Annotated in this window: 14 protein-coding genes and 2 pseudogenes; 9 read left to right on the top strand and 7 right to left on the bottom strand. The window is 38.3% G+C overall.

Features of this window, described 5'->3' with window-relative positions; translation table 11 throughout:
* The first annotated feature begins 171 nt into the window (after window positions 1-171).
* The 3 genes from ACLKL2_RS13015 to ACLKL2_RS13005 all read left to right on the top strand — a co-directional run bounded on the left by ACLKL2_RS13015 (window position 172) and on the right by ACLKL2_RS13005 (window position 2,119).
* Entirely contained in the window at window positions 172-531 is a 360-nt protein-coding gene (locus ACLKL2_RS13015) for a YijD family membrane protein (RefSeq protein ID WP_113819332.1), read from the top strand.
* 21 nt (window positions 532-552) lie between these two features.
* Entirely contained in the window at window positions 553-1,011 is a 459-nt protein-coding gene (locus ACLKL2_RS13010) for a methylglyoxal synthase (RefSeq protein WP_413692006.1), read from the top strand.
* Window positions 1,012-1,126: 115 nt separating this feature from the next.
* Window positions 1,127-2,119 carry a YcbX family protein gene (locus ACLKL2_RS13005; RefSeq protein WP_413692004.1) on the top strand — a complete coding sequence of 331 codons (993 nt, stop codon included), beginning with the start codon at window positions 1,127-1,129 and terminating at the stop codon, window positions 2,117-2,119.
* Between the two features lie 43 nt (window positions 2,120-2,162).
* Here the strand turns inward: ACLKL2_RS13005 and miaE are convergent, their stop codons facing one another.
* Both miaE and ACLKL2_RS12995 read right to left on the bottom strand, forming a co-directional pair.
* Window positions 2,163-2,921, bottom strand: coding sequence for a tRNA isopentenyl-2-thiomethyl-A-37 hydroxylase MiaE (miaE, locus tag ACLKL2_RS13000; RefSeq protein WP_413692003.1), 759 nt, complete (start codon window positions 2,919-2,921; stop codon window positions 2,163-2,165).
* Window positions 2,922-6,163, bottom strand: a pseudogene (locus ACLKL2_RS12995) (SNF2-related protein). It abuts the gene before it with no gap.
* 203 nt (window positions 6,164-6,366) lie between these two features.
* Between ACLKL2_RS12995 and ACLKL2_RS12990 the strand changes: the two are divergent.
* On the top strand, window positions 6,367-7,245 hold the full coding sequence (locus ACLKL2_RS12990; RefSeq protein WP_413692002.1) for a GGDEF domain-containing protein: 879 nt from the start codon (window positions 6,367-6,369) through the stop codon (window positions 7,243-7,245).
* Window positions 7,246-7,352: 107 nt separating this feature from the next.
* Here ACLKL2_RS12990 and galE read toward each other — a convergent pair whose 3' ends face one another.
* Both galE and ACLKL2_RS12980 read right to left on the bottom strand, forming a co-directional pair.
* On the bottom strand, window positions 7,353-8,366 hold the full coding sequence (gene galE / locus ACLKL2_RS12985; protein WP_413692001.1) for a UDP-glucose 4-epimerase GalE: 1,014 nt from the start codon (window positions 8,364-8,366) through the stop codon (window positions 7,353-7,355).
* A gap of 83 nt (window positions 8,367-8,449) precedes the next feature.
* Window positions 8,450-8,857 carry a ComEA family DNA-binding protein gene (locus ACLKL2_RS12980; protein WP_181817754.1) on the bottom strand — a complete coding sequence of 136 codons (408 nt, stop codon included), beginning with the start codon at window positions 8,855-8,857 and terminating at the stop codon, window positions 8,450-8,452.
* Between the two features lie 435 nt (window positions 8,858-9,292).
* On the opposite strand from ACLKL2_RS12980, the gene glpG reads away from it, so the two are divergent.
* Window positions 9,293-10,129, top strand: coding sequence for a rhomboid family intramembrane serine protease GlpG (gene glpG / locus ACLKL2_RS12975; protein ID WP_413692000.1), 837 nt, complete (start codon window positions 9,293-9,295; stop codon window positions 10,127-10,129).
* Between the two features lie 25 nt (window positions 10,130-10,154).
* Here glpG and ACLKL2_RS12970 read toward each other — a convergent pair whose 3' ends face one another.
* Complete coding sequence (locus ACLKL2_RS12970; protein ID WP_413691999.1) at window positions 10,155-10,568, bottom strand: flagellar basal body-associated FliL family protein; 414 nt, start codon at window positions 10,566-10,568, stop codon at window positions 10,155-10,157.
* Window positions 10,569-10,789: 221 nt separating this feature from the next.
* Between ACLKL2_RS12970 and ACLKL2_RS12965 the strand changes: the two genes are divergently transcribed.
* A complete protein-coding gene (locus ACLKL2_RS12965) occupies window positions 10,790-11,347 on the top strand; it encodes a chorismate--pyruvate lyase family protein (protein ID WP_413691997.1) in 558 nt (185 codons plus the stop codon).
* Window positions 11,344-12,210 (top strand): 4-hydroxybenzoate octaprenyltransferase, encoded by an 867-nt coding sequence (ubiA, locus tag ACLKL2_RS12960; RefSeq protein ID WP_413691995.1) that lies wholly within the window; start codon window positions 11,344-11,346, stop codon window positions 12,208-12,210. Before ACLKL2_RS12965 ends, ubiA begins: the two co-directional genes overlap by 4 nt.
* A 275-nt stretch (window positions 12,211-12,485) precedes the next feature.
* On the opposite strand, the pseudogene ACLKL2_RS12955 reads toward ubiA, so the two are convergent.
* Both ACLKL2_RS12955 and rep read right to left on the bottom strand, forming a co-directional pair.
* A pseudogene (locus ACLKL2_RS12955) lies at window positions 12,486-13,218 on the bottom strand (glutathione peroxidase).
* A 143-nt stretch (window positions 13,219-13,361) separates the two neighbouring features.
* A complete protein-coding gene (rep, locus tag ACLKL2_RS12950; RefSeq protein ID WP_113819319.1) occupies window positions 13,362-15,371 on the bottom strand; it encodes a DNA helicase Rep in 2,010 nt (669 codons plus the stop codon).
* Between the two features lie 232 nt (window positions 15,372-15,603).
* Here rep and ACLKL2_RS12945 point away from each other — a divergent pair, with 232 nt between their 5' ends.
* Both ACLKL2_RS12945 and ACLKL2_RS12940 read left to right on the top strand, forming a co-directional pair.
* Window positions 15,604-16,173 (top strand): TetR/AcrR family transcriptional regulator, encoded by a 570-nt coding sequence (locus ACLKL2_RS12945; RefSeq protein WP_413694320.1) that lies wholly within the window; start codon window positions 15,604-15,606, stop codon window positions 16,171-16,173.
* Between the two features lie 4 nt (window positions 16,174-16,177).
* Window positions 16,178-17,299 carry an efflux RND transporter periplasmic adaptor subunit gene (locus tag ACLKL2_RS12940; protein WP_413691993.1) on the top strand — a complete coding sequence of 374 codons (1,122 nt, stop codon included), beginning with the start codon at window positions 16,178-16,180 and terminating at the stop codon, window positions 17,297-17,299.
* Window positions 17,300-17,303 lie beyond the last annotated feature (4 nt).

Raw genomic sequence — 17,303 nt, 5'->3', positions numbered from 1 at the left:
TAGCATTTGTCACACATTCTTACAACAAATAACGAGTTCAGTAAATTTATCACAAAGCAAAATTACAGAACTAATGCTAAGCTCTCACCATTGTTATAAAAAACAAGAAATAGGCATGGCTTCATGCTATTTTTTATATTCCAAATAGCCAACCCCCTAGGAGTGAATAAGATGCAAGAAAGCAACATATCTATAAAATGGTTAATTTATGCGTTTTTAATAGGTTTATCAGCTAATGCGTGCTTTTCTATTTTAACAATTTCACAAGTTACCTTTTCTCTTTTCCCATTTTTTACCCTATTTTTCGCTATTACTCATTTTTATCGTTTATATATTAATGAAGCGAACAATGAAGTGACTATTCGTCCTGCTTGGGCAGCCTTTTTTATTGGTATTTTCTCATATGCGGCTTTCACCGGTGCGTTATACCCAGAGCTAGGATCTAACTTCTTATCCATCACTATTTCGCTGATCCTCGCTATTTGGTTAATGTACAAACTGATGTTTGGTGATAAGCACTACTCTGCTTAATTTTTTATAAAAGGTAATTCCATGGAATACATTACGCGTGATTTAGCGCCATCAAAAAAGATAGCGCTAGTTGCACACGATCATATGAAAGATTTGCTCATCAGCTGGGCAGATAAACGCAAGCAACAATTAGAAACACATCAGCTTTTTGCCACTGGTACAACGGGCGTTTTGTTACAAAAGCAAACCAAGCTACCAATAGAATGCTTACTGTCAGGACCAATGGGTGGCGACCAACAGTTAGGCGCTAAAATCGCTGAAGGGCAATTGGATCTCCTGATCTTTTTTTGGGACCCAATGAACGCAGTACCACACGATACCGATGTAAAAGCATTATTGCGTTTAGCAGCAGTATGGAACATTCCCATTGCGACTAATATCGCGACTGCAGATTTCATTATGGATTCATTTCATATTGATAAAGTCTATGCCACTCGTATTCCTGATTATGCGGGCTATTTACTTGAACGAACCAAATAAGGATAAGTGTGCAAAGTTTAACTGACCTTTATATTTACCCAATAAAGTCAACAAAGGGCATTCAATTACGTCAGACCTTTGTTGAAGAAAAGGGTTAACTAACGATAGACGCTATATGTTAGTAGATCTCAATGGTAAGTTTATCACTGGACGAACCCACCCACAATTAACTCAAATCAGCATTGAGTTTTCGAAAAAAGGCTTATTGGTAAGTGCACCTAAGCAAACCAGCATCTATATCCAAACGGAACATTTCACAGAGCAGATGCAAACAGTGGAAGTCTGGGCGGATAATATGCAAGCTCAACATTGCCATCCTGATTATGATAAGTGGTTCTCTAACTATTTAAAACAAGATTGCCAACTGGTTTATTTTTCAGAAAGTACTTCTCGTTGCGTTAAAAATCGCAGTACACAGGTCTCCTTTGCCGATGGTTATCCACTACTCTTAATTAATCAAAACTCTATTGATGAGCTTAATACTCACCTACAGAATCCGGTAACAGCACTACATTTTCGCCCTAATTTAATTATGAAAGGCGATCAGCCATTTATCGAAGATACTTGGGCACGTATTAAAATTGGCGAAGTCGAATTTGAGGTCAGTAAACCCTGTTCGCGTTGTAACTTTACTAATGTTGATCCTTTAACTGGAGTTCCTGATTTAGAGCAGCCACTTAAAACCCTCTCTGAATATCGATTTCATCAAGGCAATATTGACTTTGGGCAAAACTTAATCCCGTTGAATGAAGGTACTATTCGCTCAGGAGATACTATCCAAGTATTGGAAACACAAACTCCGCCAACTTACACCTCAATGCTAGGTGAGAAAAAACTCAGCCATAAAACGATTAAGATACACTTTGAAAAATCAGAGGTGAGTATCGACGGTAATGACCAAGGGTTATTATTAGATCAAGCTGAGGCGGCAGGAATTAATATCCCTTACTCTTGTCGTGGTGGTAAATGCGGACGCTGTAAAACTAAGCTATTATCCGGCGAAGTGAATGTATTAAGTAACCAAGGTTTGTTTAAGGAAGATATAGAGGCAGGTTATGTGCTTGCTTGTAGTTGTATTCCTACTACAGATATTAATGTCGAGCACTAACTTGTAACGGCTGTGATATAGATTACAGCCGTTTATTAAACAATTAGATTGGGCATCCACTGTGAAATTTAAAATCTGCATCAGGTTCACTGATCAAGCGACCTTCTAATTCACCAAAATAAGCAACACGCTGACTAATATCTTGTCCTGCTATCTGCTCTGCCAAGCTTAAATAATCCTGATAATGTCTTGCTTCTGAACGTAACAATGACACATAGAACTTGCTCAATACTGGATCTAAATGTGCTGCTATTTTAGCAAATCGCTCACAGGATCTTGCTTCAATATACGCACTACAAATCAGTTTATCGATTAAGGTATTTGGTTCATGAGTGGTGACATGGCTTAATAACTCTTTGGCATAACGGCTAGAACCAACAAAATCAAACTGGATATCACGTGCTTGCATGATCTCCACGACTTGATAAAAGTGATGTAGTTCCTCTTTAATTAACAGAATCATCTTATCAATTAAGTCTTGCCCGTAAGCTGTACCTTGTTTTGCCACAATTTTCTTAGACAGATTGCTATTAGCTAATGCTTTCCAATCTCCCTGATTGCGATAAACATAATCATTATAAGGCGTTAACCAAGCCATTAACGCAGCACCGCTCTCTTTGTCAACAGCATAGCGGCGAATTAATAACATAGCCGTCTGTGCAGCTTTTAACTCACAAATCATGTGGTCAACTAATAAAGCGCTCTGATTCACCTCAAGCTTGGCTTTATCTATCCAAGCTTGAGGTGTTTCAACATATAAAAATGCATTAATCGGTGCTAATAAAGCCTCATCAATTTGCATTTAATAACGCTCAAACAGTTTCAATAATGCATCACTATTGTCTGGTGCAAAGTTCTCTTCTTGCTCTTTACCGTACACACTATCGGCTAGTTTTTGCTTACGTGATTGTAATGCTAATACACGTTCTTCAACGGTTTGCTCACAAATCAATTTATACACAAATACCGGTTTGTCCTGTCCAATACGATACGCTCGGTCAGTCGCTTGATTTTCTACCGCAGGGTTCCACCATGGGTCATAATGGATCACTGTATCTGCAGCAGTTAAGTTCAAACCAACACCACCCGCTTTCAATGAGATTAGGAATACAGGTACATCACCCGCTTGGAACTTCTCAATAACTTCACTACGGTTACGTGTTTGTCCGGTCAATTTAACAAAATCAATGCCCGCTTCCTGAAGCGCATCACCAATCAAGCCGAGCATTTGTGCAAATTGAGAGAAGATCAGGATACGACGCCCTTCCTCCACCATTTCCGGTAACAACTCCATTAGGAAATCTAACTTCGCAGAGCTCTTAATATCCTTCGCATGCTCTAACTTCACTAAACGAGGATCACAACAAGCTTGGCGTAATTTTAATAGCGCATCTAAGAATTCAATGCGGCTTCTTGCCATGCCTTTTTCACGTAATAGGTCACGAACTTTAGCCTCCATGGTAATACGGATGCTTTCGTACAAAGTACGCTGGTCATTTTGCAGACCAATGGTATGAATAATTTCAGTTTTTGCAGGTAACTCTTTAGCCACATCATCTTTAGTACGACGCAGTAAAAACGGTTTAGTTTTTGAATTAACCATTGCTGGATCTGATGATTTCCTTCGCCTTCAATGCCTTTACGATAAACACGGTTAAAGGTGCTGTATGAACCTAAGAAACCAGGCATTAAGAAGTCAAATAGAGACCATAGTTCTCCTAGGTGATTTTCCATCGGTGTACCGGTCAAACATAAACGTTGTTTAGCATCAATTAACTTAATGCTTTTCGTCATTTTCGCTAAAGGATTTTTGATAGTTTGTGCTTCATCTAAAATCAAATCCGAAAATGAATAATCAGTAAACTCTTTAAAATCACGTGCAATCAATGGATAAGTGGTGATCACTAAATCATAGTCATTGATCTCTTTAAAGAACTGATGACGGCTTACACCGTGTAACACTAATACTTTTAGATCCGGTGTGAACTTGATTGCTTCATTCAACCAGTTGCCCACTAAAGACGTTGGACAAATAACCATTGCCGGTTGTGTTAATAATTGATGCTGTTTTTTGTACAACAGGTAAGCCAATGTTTGTACTGTTTTACCTAAACCCATGTCATCGGCAAGTACCCCAGAGAACCCATATTCATTTAAGAACATTAACCAGTTTAGGCCCTCTTTTTGATAGTCACGAAGGTCTGCCGCTAGTCCATTTGGAGCATCAATATCCTGAATACCGCTAAAGTTAGCGAGTTTTTCAGCTAATGCCTGGACATGTTCACCACCAATCCAACGGTTAATTTCAGGTAACTGTGCTAATAAAGCAGCTTGGTTTTGTGGTAAGTTGATTTTACTTTCATTGACTTCACCTAACTCTTGTAAGATAGATAAGATAGGTTGAATCGACTCGCGTTTAACACGTAATGGACGACCGTTACCTTGCGCTAAGAGAATATCGTAACTATTTTGTTGCCAATCTTCATTGCTTCGCAGCCATTCTAATAACAACGGTAATAACTCAATACGTTTGCCATCAACTTCAATCGACACACCGAGATCAAACCAGTTGCCTTTTTCATCGATATCAATATCAATGCTATCTACCTGCTGGCTTTGTAATGCTAAATCTTTAGCAATATCAAACTGCCAACCTAATACTTCTAAGCGTGCTTTATGTGCAGTTAATAAGGACAACCACTGGAACTCTTGAGTGCCACCAAGCTCAGGCGGTAAAATACCTTGTAAGTCTTTAGTGACCTTGTATTTAGGGTCATACATATGCACATCAAGTAGACAAAGGTCATTAAATTCATTGAGAGCAGCTAATTCTGCTTCGATATTACGCTCAATGCTAACAATTTGCCCTTTATGCATATATTGATTGCGTTGTTTATCTTCCAAAATGCTTGGTGTTAATACCAACTCACCATATTTGAAGTATAAACGCCCTAGGAATAACGGCTGACTTTTGATGGTTTGTACGTCTAACTTAAAGATAACTTGTAACTGCTCATCAATTTTCTGAATATCATAGTGCTGTGGATTAGGTAAAATATCCTGTGCAAACCCTAATGAGACTTCTTGTGTAAAGTGAGCACATTGCTCAGCACCTAATGGCGGAGTTTGCAATAAAGACAGTAACCAATCTCGGTTAAACTCAGTGCCTATTTTACCTACTTGATGGCGTGTTAAATCATAAAAATAGGGAGTCGGTGTTGGGATCAGTAACCAATCATGACAATCAGCTAGGTTAACACTTAACTGCTTAAGTTCTTCTTCTGTATCTTGCCACTCTAAGGATAAGGCGCGGGTTTCAGCTGGTGTGATTTTTTGATCTAATGTTTCCCAGAAACAGCGTCCCGTTGCTAAGATTTTTTGCAACGCTAACAGGTCCAGTTCCGTTTTTATGTAGGTCTTTCCTAACTTAGCGGCACGCCCTTCTTTAGTGAGTAATAGACGTAAAATTTCAACATCAACGTCTTCTACCCATTTAAAACTTTCCATCCAGCTTTCATTGTCAGCGACAGACACTAAATCTTTTTCACTGAACACATGGGTATTTTCACTTTTTAGAAAACGTACCGTACCGTATTCCACTTTAATGTAACGATGTTCATGGTTTAGTACTTTTTTATCAAATGAGAAACGGAAATGCCCCTGATAAGCAGAAGCTCTTACTTTTTCAGGCACAGCAGCTTTACCACTGAGCATTTCATACCAGGCTTGGTAACTGTTTTCGACGTTATAATCAGGTGTATCGGCTTGGTAAGCTAATAATAATGCAACGGCATGCTTACAGTTCCAGCCAACTTTACAAGAACATGTACTGTGAATAATAAGCCCGCCTTTGTTAGAAGGCTTAATGGATGCTTTAGTCTTATAGGGAGTTTCACTACTTCCTCTAACTAGTCCAACCAGTGAGTTAGTTGATTCATCGTAGTCGCAAGCTAGTACACGACTTTCTTTAAAATACTGGGTGCCTCGGTCAATAATGTTACGACCAAAACTTGTTGAAATATCTTGCTGAGTCACTTTAGGCATCGGAAAAAACCATCTAAAAAACGGATCCTTAATGATAGAGAGATAGTTCACAGAAATAAAGCATTAATCACAAAATTCAAATATCAGAGATTAAACAGGTTCATTTATTTACTAAAAAATCCAATTATAGTAACTTGTCTAAAATATTTATTTATAATCAACATAAACTAATTTGATTATCATTTACAATAGAGAAACAGCCATTGTTCAAAAAAAGTACACTGCACTCATTCTACTATTTTGTTCTTGCTTATGTCGTACTACAAGCTTGGTTGTTTCCTATTGTTTATCATATCAAGCTCTATAACCTTTTCTTTCACTCTATTATCTCTATCACGCTATTCTTCTTATTAATTAATCTTAATAGAGTGAAAAACAATCCAGTCGTTCATAAATTATTAGTAAGTGGTTTCTTCTTTCTATTTACTGCAGCGTTTACCAGTACCCTCAATGAAATTTTCGTACAGCCTTGGTTATTAGCCGTACTGTTCAAAGATATCGGCCAGTTATTTGGCTTTATTCTTGTTTCCTATGCTATCCATCGTTGGGTAACGCAAAATAGTGATCACTCGGTAAAATTAAAGCAGTTATCGGAAAAGGATGAATTAACCGAAGTGTATACACGTCGACACTTTAATAACCTGCTATCTGACAAACTACTTAATCAGCCTATGCAAAAAGGCTCATTCTCAATCCTATTAATTAATATAGATAACTTTAAACAGATTAATGAATCTTATACACAAGCGGCAGGTGATGTAGTCTTAAAACGGCTCGCCCACAAGTTAAAAGATTGTATTCGCAAAACCGATCTAATCGCTCGTTGGGAAGGGGAAGAGTTCATTATTTTACTCAATAACAGTAACGATAAAGTAGCTCAACAAGTCGCAGAAGTGATCAGGAAAAGTACTGAATTGCTATGTGTGCAGTATGAGGATGAAATTATTAATATTACGGTGAGCATCGGAGCAGTAACTTATCGTAATGAGTTAAAAAGCAGTAAATTGGTCAATTATGCAGAGCAGGGATTATTTCAGGCAAAAAGTGCAGGTAAAAATAGAGTACAGCTATACGCACCTTAACTGTCAATCGTCGATTGGTTGTTGAAACAGTTACTCTAGAAAAACCAGAGTAACTGTACCTAACATCAGATAATTAACAATGCTGTTATTTTTACCGAGTATTAAGGCTATTTATAACCACTCGGATTCGCTGACTGCCAACGCCATGTATCTTGCATCATGGCATCTAAATCACGCTCAGCTTGCCAACCAAGCTCCGCCAGTGCCTTTTCAGGTGCGGCATAACAGGCTGCAATATCCCCTTCTCTTCGTGGAGAGACTTGATAAGGAATCGCTTTACCGCTTGCCGCTTCAAATGCCTTTACCATATCCAACACTGAATAACCGTTACCAGTGCCTAGGTTATAAATAAATACACCGGTTTCACTGGCAATTCGAGTTAATGCTTTTAAGTGGCCAATCGCTAAGTCCACAACGTGGATATAATCACGTACCCCTGTGCCATCAGGTGTATCATAATCATCACCAAACACAGCTAACTGAGTTAATTTCCCTACGCCAACTTGAGCAATATAGGGCAATAAATTATTTGGAATGCCATTAGGATCTTCCCCAATCAAACCAGACAAATGCGCCCCAACCGGATTGAAGTAACGTAAAATAACAAAAGCCCAACGTGGATCTGATTTAGCAACATCTGCCAATACCATTTCCACCATTAATTTAGACGTACCATAAGGGTTTGTGGTGCCACCAACCGGGAAGTCTTCACGAATAGGCAAGCTTGCAGGATCGCCATAAACCGTTGCTGAAGAGCTAAATACAAGTTTAAATACACCCGCATCTTTCATTGCATCTAATAGTGTCAGAGTGCCTTGCACATTGTTTTGATAATAAGAAACAGGTTTAGCGACCGACTCACCTACCGCTTTTAGACCAGCAAAATGAATAACACAATCAATCTCATGCTCAGCAAAGACATCATCTAAAAAGGCTTTATTTAAAATATCACCTTGATGAAATATAGGTGCTTTACCAGTGATTTTTTCTACTCGGTTTAAAGACTCTAATGAAGCGTTCACCAGATTATCAACAATAATAACCTGTTGCCCTTCATTTAATAGTTCCACAACCGTATGAGAACCAATATAACCTGCACCACCTGTCACTAAAATCGCCATTATTATTTCCTAATAAAAAATTAAGCAGCTAAAACAAAAAAACCACTAAGAATAGTGGTTTTCCAAATTACCTTTAAAGCAAATTATAGGCTTAAGTAAGGTAATATTTTAGTTAGTGTTGAACTACCAATACCACTGATGTTAGTTAAATCAGCCAGGTCAGTGAAATCACCGTATTTTTCACGGTATTCAACAATTTTAGTTGCGATTGATGTACCAATACCTGAAATAGAAGTTAGATCTGAGATAGAAGCAGTATTAATATCAATTTTTGAACTATCAGCACTTGAGCTAACAGAACTTACTGATTCTTCTGCGCTAGTTTTTGCAGCACTTACTTTATCTTCAGCACTAGTAGTCGCAGAGCTTACTTTTTCAAGACTTGAAGTAGCAATACTACCGAAATCAGCAGCAAACGCAGCCTGAAAACTAGTGGGTACTAAAAACAGAGAAGCAGCCAATGCTAAAGTACGAGCAGATTTAATATTCATATTATTTTCCTTGTTATTATAATGTGTCACTTCCATACAATTTATATCATTTTAAATCAATAAACCATAAAGCGCCAATAGTCTACATAGTTATAACTTTCATATACCTACATAGTATTACACTGGTTAATCCTGCCGGTTTTATATCCGACGCGATACCATCTGATATCAATCATATTAGATGAATCAGTGTACCGATCTAAACGATTCTATTTATTCACCAAGCTAGCCGAGAAGTGAAACTTCTCTCGCGAATGCCTTTGTGAACCTATTTTGTTTAAGTACAATTTAATTCACACTGTACAACTATCAGACAGATCTAATTAAATTAGTTCAATAGGACAGAAAAGCAAGCAACCTCATTATTATTAATACAGCTTTACCAAGATATTGTTTGCTACACTGACTGAATAAAAAGCATTTATAGGAAACGTTATGACCCGATTACATCGTTTTGAGCATCTACGTTTAGCTCAAGCCTTTTCCGATTACTTAACCGGCCAAAAAATAAAAAACAGTATTGAGCATTCTGAATTTAGCTATGAAATTGTGCTTGATGATGAGCGGAAATTACCTATCGCAGAACAAGCGTTAACCGAGTTTTTAGCCAATCCAACACAAAGTAAATACCTCTCTGCAAGCTGGGAGTCAGGCAATACTAACAGTGCCCCAGAACAACTTTCTTATGCCAATACCGACCTATTCAGTAATTTTAAACAGCACGCGGGCATACTTACACATAGCCTGTTTATTGTTTGCTGTGTTATTTATGGATTAATTGCATTCGGTGTGTTTAATCCATTAAATTCATTTTTAGCCTTTTATCAACAACAGCCTTTTGATTACCTACAAAGCTGGCGATTTATTACACCTGCTCTATTACACTTTAGCTTATTACATATAGTGTTTAATCTACTCTGGTGGTGGCAACTAGGCGGCATCGTTGAAAAACAACATGGTAAACAACGTCTTTTATTGTTGTTTTTATTTTCGGCGATCGCATCAAACCTTGCACAGTTCTTTGTCGTCGGCCCGTATTTTGGAGGATTAAGTGGTGTAGTTTATGCGTTGATTGGCTACTGTTGGTTGTTTGGACAACTTGATAAAAGCAGCAGAGTGCAACTACCTAATGGTATGTTTGTTATTCTGTTAGGCTGGTTGGTCCTTGGGTTTATTGATATTTTACCCGCTAACCTTGCCAATTATGCGCATCTAGTAGGGTTGTTAGCGGGTTTACTGTTAGCTTTGGTGTGCCACAAGCTGAAGTTATGACACTGATGACAGGCGATTAAAGAGATTATTGTTCTAGGTATTTAGTGAACAACAGATCTTCTACAGGACGATCGCCTGTGACCTCAAAAATGGCGTCATTAACAGCATTTAAACAGCTTAATCTAATCCCTTGGCGTTCATTGACAGAACGGATTTTTTCTTCACTTTGTTCGCCTAATACTGTGATAATACGATCTCGAATCAGGGGCTCATGTAGCTCTACTTCTTCTAATGCTTTGTTTGATTTAACCATCAGATCGATACCCACTCGGATGTAACCTAACTTCTTACCTGGTTTAATGTAGTTGGTTATAATGTCAGGCTCTAACTCAAAATATTGATAACTCGATGATATAGGTGCAGCTTCTTCAGCAGCCACCAAATAAGCTGGAGACCATAACTGCAAACATAAAACACAAAAAACGACTTTCTTAAACATCACTCATTCCCACAAAACTTAAACATTCTTTTGATGCGTATGATAGCAGTCACTGGCAATTATTGTGGATAAAAAAGTAGCAATATCAAAAAATATTCCCAATTACTGCCCGCGCCCTTTACAATCAATCATAATTTTTATTAAGTGCCATTAATAAACTCAACCAGATGGGTATAATCTGCAGCTTAAAGTGACAGATACTATTTATATAAAAGGCTTATATGCTCAACCAATTACTTAATATCGCCTCTTCAGCCTCATGGCAAGAAGCTAGCTATGTCCCTGATTGCTCAGAGCCTATTCTTGCGTGGTTATTAGATGAAAGTTCATTAACGAAGAAGCTTGAGCAACATTGTCGCCACTTTCATGTCGAAGTACGCCAACAGGTTACCACCTCAACAGAGCAAACGCCTCTGTCCACTTATTTTACAGATGCCCAGCAGGTATTAGTACGTGAGGTGTTTTTGCATTGTGACCACACAGCACATGTTTTTGCACAAACTGAAATTCCCGAACAAACTTTATCTGATGAACAGCAGAATCTGGCAGAAATTGGCAGTGAATCGCTTGGCCGTTTACTCTTTCAAAATTCGTCATTAGTTCGTGGAAAAATACAGATAGCAGAATTTAAGCCAGGCTCTTTGATACATCAGTTATGCCAAACACTCTCACAGCATTGTGAGCATTCACTTTGGGCAAGACGGTCACTTTTTTATATAGAAAACAAACCCTTACTAGTTAGTGAAGTATTTCTACCTGCATCGGATATTTACCAATGATCTCATATTTTACCGCCACTAAACGCCAAGCTTTCTTAGATTTAATGCGTACTGATAAACCTATCGGCACCTTATTATTACTATGGCCAACCCTATGGGCTTTATGGGTAGCCGCAGCAGGCTTACCTAATTTAGGCACATTGTTCGTATTTTGTATCGGTGTATTTGTAATGCGTAGCGCAGGTTGTGTAATTAATGATTTTGCAGATCGTAAACTGGATGGTTTTGTAGAACGCACTAAAAATCGTCCGTTACCTTCGGGAAGAGCCACTAGCAAAGAAGCCGTTATACTGTTTTTAACATTAGCATTATTCGCTTTCCTATTGGTACTCACGCAAAATACGTTAACTATTCAACTGTCATTAATCGGTCTGCTATTAGCCTTTATTTACCCTTTTATGAAGCGCTTTACCAATTTGCCACAAGTTTTCTTAGGGTTAGCTTTTAGTTGGTCTATTCCGATGGCCTATGCTGCACAAGCCAACCAATTAGATTCTGTTATTTGGCTACTCTTTATCGCGAACCTGACTTGGACTGTGGCCTACGACACCATGTATGGCATGGTAGATAAAGAGGATGATTTAAAAATAGGGGTTAAATCGACAGCGATCTTATTTGGTAAGTTAGATAAAGTAATTATCGCGAGTTTACAACTGATCACGCTAGGGATTTTGTTAAGTGTGGGTATCTTAAAAGAGTTAAATAGCTTTTATTACATCGCTTTAGTCATTGTCAGTGGTTTGTTTATCCACCAGCAATACAGCATTAGAGACAGACAAAGAGCAAATTGTTTTAAAGCATTTTTAGATAATAACTATGTGGGATTAATTATTTTTGTCGGTCTATTTCTGGCTTATCTTTAATTTTCAAACCAAATTCGCTTTTAATACCAATTGTATTAAATAACTGATCTAAATTTTGCGCCGGAAAAATGGCTTAGTTTGAGGCGTAAGTTGATGTAAATGGTTGTTCCCTATACGAAACTTACAACGAAAAAAATAAGTTATTTTAACAAGTAAAATAGATCAGTTACTTACTATGATTGGTATAACTTTGCAATTTCATCAATATCAAATACAAAAAAGCGTATGTTTTAATAAAAACATACGCTGATAATCAGTCATAATTGAGAAGCTGTTTAGCTGTTTGCGTAAGCAACCGCTGCATCACTGTCACCTAAGTGCTTACCATCAACAAAGATTTGTGGCACTGTGGTTTGACCTGACATTGCTTTAAGTGCCACGCTAGTTGCGTCTTTACCTAATACAATCTCTTCAAACTTAATCTTATTGTCTTTCAGCGCTGCTTTCGCTTTTTTCGCAGAAAGGACACCCTGGTTTAGTTAATAAAGCCACTGCTGAAGGTGCTTTTGCATTGGGGTTGATGTAGTTCAACATAGTATCAGCATCAGACACTTCAAAGGGGTCACCCGGTTGATTTGGCTCGATGAACATTTTATCAATCACGCCATCTTTTACTAACATGCTGTAACGCCAGCTTCGCTTACCAAAACCGATGTCATTTTTATCCACTAACATACCCATACCTTCAGTGAACTCACCACTACCATCAGGTACAACGGTGATATGCTCAGCTTCTTGATCTGCAAGCCATGCATTCATTACAAAGGTATCGTTAACACTTAAACAAACCACTTCATCAACACCGTTGTCTTTTAATACAGCAGCTAATTCGTTGTAACGCGGTAAGTGAGTTGAAGAACAAGTTGGTGTAAATGCACCTGGCAGTGCAAAAACAACAACCGTTTTATTTGTAAATAACTGGTCTGTGGTGATATTTACCCACTCATCACCCTGACGAGTTGGGAAAGTAACATTGGGTACGCGTTGACCTTCGATGTTATCTAACATGTGTGACTCCTAATAGTCTAAGTTTAGTTATAAAGCTGCGAGCAAAAACCTATTCACCGCAAACAAATTGTAAATCCTTTTTTGGTCTATCGACCAGTCTTACTTATTAACCGGTAGTCATATTCACAGCCAGTTAGTTTAAATCAATCAAATAATGCTTTTAAGCTAGCAATGCCTTTATCTGCCAACTGTTGCTTCTGTTCTTCCGTGCGTTTTTTAGGACCACTTTCCCACTCTACATCTTCCTGTGGTAATTCATTCAAAAAACGGCTTGGTACCGGCTTAACAGTTTCTCCATACTGGCTTCGCTCTTTTGCTAGCGTAAAGGTGAGTTCTTTTTGTGCGCGTGTAATACCCACATAAGCGAGGCGACGCTCTTCTTCGACATTATCTTCATCAATACTCACCTGATGCGGTAATAAACCTTCTTCCATGCCGATCATATACACATAAGGAAATTCAAGACCTTTAGAGGCATGTAAGGTCATCAACTGTACTTGATCTAACTCTTCCTCACTTTCATTGCGTGACAGCATATCACGTAAGGTTAAACGAGCGACCACTTGTTCTAACGTCATCTCTTCATCGAGATCATCGCCTTTTAACATCTCAGTCACCCACTTGAATAACGTAGAGACATTCTTCATTTGCATCTCAGCGGCTTTCGGACTTGGGCTACTTTCATAGAGCCAATCTTCGTAACCAATATCACGGATCAAGTCACGTACCACATCAATGTCATCTTCTCGTTTTAAACGATCATTTAATTCCACTAACCAACGAGTAAAAGCTTGTACAGACTGTAACCCTTTACCATTTAAGGTTTGCTCTAAGCCAATTTCAAAACTAGCAGCAAACATACTGATATGACGTAAGTTGGCATAATTACCAAGTTTTTCACGGCTCACCGCCCCTATTCCTCTAGGTGGTTTATTAACAACACGAATAAAAGCATTCTCATCATCGTGATTTACCAATAATTTCAGGTAGGCCATGATGTCCTTTACTTCACTGCGTGCGAAGAAGGAAGTACCGCCACTGATTTTGTAGGGAATACGATTTTCCATCATCACTTTCTCAAGTAATCGGCTCTGGTGGTTACCTCGATATAACACTGCATAATCTTTAAAGTTTGTACCATTCATAAACTTATGACCAGATAACTCCATCACCACTCGTTCTGCTTCATGTTGTTCATTCTTAGCAAATAATACTTTAATGGACTCACCATAGGCTAATTCACTGAATAGACGTTTATCAAACTCATGAGGGTTATTTGCTATTAGCACATTAGCCGCTTTTAAAACACGCTGACTGGAACGGTAATTTTGCTCTAGTTTAATGACTTTTAATTGTGGAAAGTCTCGTTGCAATAACACCAAGTTTTCTGGTCTTGCACCGCGCCAAGAATAGATCGACTGATCGTCATCCCCCACCACAGTAAAACGTGCACGCTCGCCAACTAAAGATTTAATCAGTTCATATTGGCTAGTATTGGTATCTTGATATTCATCCACCAGCAGGTAGCGGATCTTCTTTTGCCAACGCAAGCGCACTTCTTCTTTAAACTTTAATAATAGGGTCGGTAAAACAATCAGATCATCGAAATCTAGTGCGTTATAGGCTTTTAATTGGCGTTGATATAAGTCATAACAGTGCGCAAAGATAACATCTCGCTCACCTTTAGCTTGTTTGATCGCTTGCGCTGGCAAAATTAATGCATTTTTCCAGTTGGAAATCTGCGTTACCAGTGCCTTAATCAAATCCATATCTTCTTTTAGCTGTTTCTCGGTGAGCTCTTTTAATAATGCCAAGGTGTCTTGATCATCAAATAGCGTAAATCCCGCTTTCATCCCCAGCGTTTTCACTTCTCGTTTAATTATCTCTAAGCCTAAAGAGTGAAAGGTAGAAACCATTAATCCACGCGACTCTTTACGACCTAAGGTTTCACTCACGCGCTCTTTCATTTCACGCGCCGCTTTATTGGTAAAGGTAACCGCTACAATATTTTTAGCATGGTAATCACAATGCTGTACTAAGTAGGCGATCTTATTAGTAATTACACGGGTTTTACCACTTCCCGCACCGGCCAATACAAGACAAGGTCCGGAGATCATTTTGACGGCGGCATCCTGACCAGGATTTAATTTCATGAGTTTTCCTAAGTTAACAAAGCGCAATGAGATTTTACGGATCTTTACATAGAAAGTCAGTAGAGCAGCAAAACTATCAACATCAGTGCAATTAAAATACATTTTTTATATAAAAAGTTTTAAATAGTCCATAATGATCACAACCTATATTTATATTTTAAGATTGCAAAACAATCTCATTTAACGATAATGAACATTCATTCACTTTTATAAATGAACTCATGCAAAAAAAATTAAAATTTTAAAAGCGGCAGAGGCCGTACTCACGGAACATGGGTTTTATGCCTTTTCAATGCAAAGTTTAGCAAAGCAGGCTGAAGTATCTATCGGCACCATTTATCGCTATTTTGAAAATAAAGATGCATTGATGAATGAACTACAGAAGCTGATTCGCACAGAATCTGCCGACCAACTATTTACTGGCTGGGATGATAATTTACCGGACAAGAAAAAGTATGATCTAGTTTGGCAAAATGCATTTAATTTTGTCATTAACAACCCGAAACGCATGACATTAATGGAGATGTTACATTATGTCCCTAACATGGATCATGCAGAAGTCACTGTCTTCGAGAATGAAACGTTTAAACGACTGATTAATTTCTATCAACAAGGGATAGACTCAAAACGCTTCCTAAATTGGCAATTATTTGCATTGATGCCAATCAGTATAGAAACAGCACTCAACTTGGCAAAACAAGTCATAAGAGGCAGAGTTCCACCTGACCAGTTTCAATTGAATCTAGTTAGAGATGCTTCTTGGCAAGCAATTCAAAACCCACACTTCAATCAACAGGACTAACACAATGAAAAAATGGATAATATCGGCAATTATTTTGGCAATTGTCGTCTTTGGCAGTGTCATTGGATTTAACATGTTTAAGGCGCAAAAGATTAAAGAGTTTCTTGCTTCTCGCCCTATCCCTGTTTTCTCTGTTACTGCTACAACGGCAAAACTAGAAGATTGGACGCCGCATCTCCGTGCGATTGGTTTTATTGAACCGATTCAAGGTGTCACTATTGCCAATGAAGTGGCGGGTAAAGTAACAAAAATCAATTTCACTTCTGGTCAACAGATGGAAAAAGATGAGCCTATTTTATACCTTGATAGCCAAGTAGAAAAAGCCAACTTAAAAACCGCTAAAGCTCGTTTACCTGCGATTGAACGTAATTATAAACGTTTAAAGTCACTGCTTAAAAAAGGCTCAATTTCACAGGGTGATGTGGACGATGCTGAAGCAGAATTCTTGGCATTAAAGGGCGAAATAGAAGGTTACGAAGCCACGATTAGCTTGCGCACCATTCGCGCACCTTTTTCAGGTATCGCCGGGTTACGAAATGTATTCTTAGGCCAATACCTCGCCAGCGGATCTGACATTGTACAATTAGAAGACATCAGTCGCATGCAAATGCGCTTTACGATTGCGCAAAACGATTTAAATAAATTGCATATTGATCAGGCAATGAACATCTTTATTGATGCACACCCAGAAACCAGCTTTACCGGTAAAATTTCTGCTATTGAGCCAGCAGTCAACTCACAAAGTGGTTTAGTTCAAGTACAAGCTTCTATTCCAAATGAACAACAGATTTTGCGTTCAGGTATGTTTGCTAAAGCAAATGTGATTTTACCTACTCTACAAGATCAAATAGTTATACCCGTGACAGCCGTTAACTACACTCTATATGGCGAAACAGTTTACGTAATCACTGAGCAAGAAGCAGAGGATGGCAGCACTTACCTTGAAGTAAAACAACAGATTGTAACCTTGGGTAAAACACAGGGAGACAAGATACATGTGTTATCTGGCATTAGTGAAAATGACCAAATTGTCACTAGTGGGCAGATACGTTTAAGTAATGGCTCCCATGTGGAGATTGTTGAATCCGATGCGCTTAATGCACCCTCTGTTATCCCAGCACTGTAGGTGA

It is taken from the genome of Psychromonas sp. KJ10-2 (assembly GCF_047323255.1).
Classification (GTDB): domain Bacteria; phylum Pseudomonadota; class Gammaproteobacteria; order Enterobacterales; family Psychromonadaceae; genus Psychromonas.
The sequence above is the reverse complement of the archived record's forward strand: the minus strand, read 5'-3'. Positions and strand labels throughout refer to the sequence as shown.

What these genes read in the sequence shown, in the direction of transcription:
- ACLKL2_RS13015 (WP_113819332.1), top strand. Translation starts at nt 172, where the DNA reads ATGCAAGAAAGCAACATATCTATAAAATGGTTAATTTATGCGTTTTTA.
- ACLKL2_RS13010 (WP_413692006.1), top strand. Translation starts at nt 553, where the DNA reads ATGGAATACATTACGCGTGATTTAGCGCCATCAAAAAAGATAGCGCTA.
- ACLKL2_RS13005 (WP_413692004.1), top strand. Translation starts at nt 1,127, where the DNA reads ATGTTAGTAGATCTCAATGGTAAGTTTATCACTGGACGAACCCACCCA.
- miaE (WP_413692003.1), bottom strand. Translation starts at nt 2,921, where the DNA reads ATGCAAATTGATGAGGCTTTATTAGCACCGATTAATGCATTTTTATAT.
- galE (WP_413692001.1), bottom strand. Translation starts at nt 8,366, where the DNA reads ATGGCGATTTTAGTGACAGGTGGTGCAGGTTATATTGGTTCTCATACG.
- ACLKL2_RS12980 (WP_181817754.1), bottom strand. Translation starts at nt 8,857, where the DNA reads ATGAATATTAAATCTGCTCGTACTTTAGCATTGGCTGCTTCTCTGTTT.
- glpG (WP_413692000.1), top strand. Translation starts at nt 9,293, where the DNA reads ATGACCCGATTACATCGTTTTGAGCATCTACGTTTAGCTCAAGCCTTT.
- ACLKL2_RS12970 (WP_413691999.1), bottom strand. Translation starts at nt 10,568, where the DNA reads ATGTTTAAGAAAGTCGTTTTTTGTGTTTTATGTTTGCAGTTATGGTCT.
- ACLKL2_RS12965 (WP_413691997.1), top strand. Translation starts at nt 10,790, where the DNA reads ATGCTCAACCAATTACTTAATATCGCCTCTTCAGCCTCATGGCAAGAA.
- ubiA (WP_413691995.1), top strand. Translation starts at nt 11,344, where the DNA reads ATGATCTCATATTTTACCGCCACTAAACGCCAAGCTTTCTTAGATTTA.
- rep (WP_113819319.1), bottom strand. Translation starts at nt 15,371, where the DNA reads ATGAAATTAAATCCTGGTCAGGATGCCGCCGTCAAAATGATCTCCGGA.
- ACLKL2_RS12940 (WP_413691993.1), top strand. Translation starts at nt 16,178, where the DNA reads ATGAAAAAATGGATAATATCGGCAATTATTTTGGCAATTGTCGTCTTT.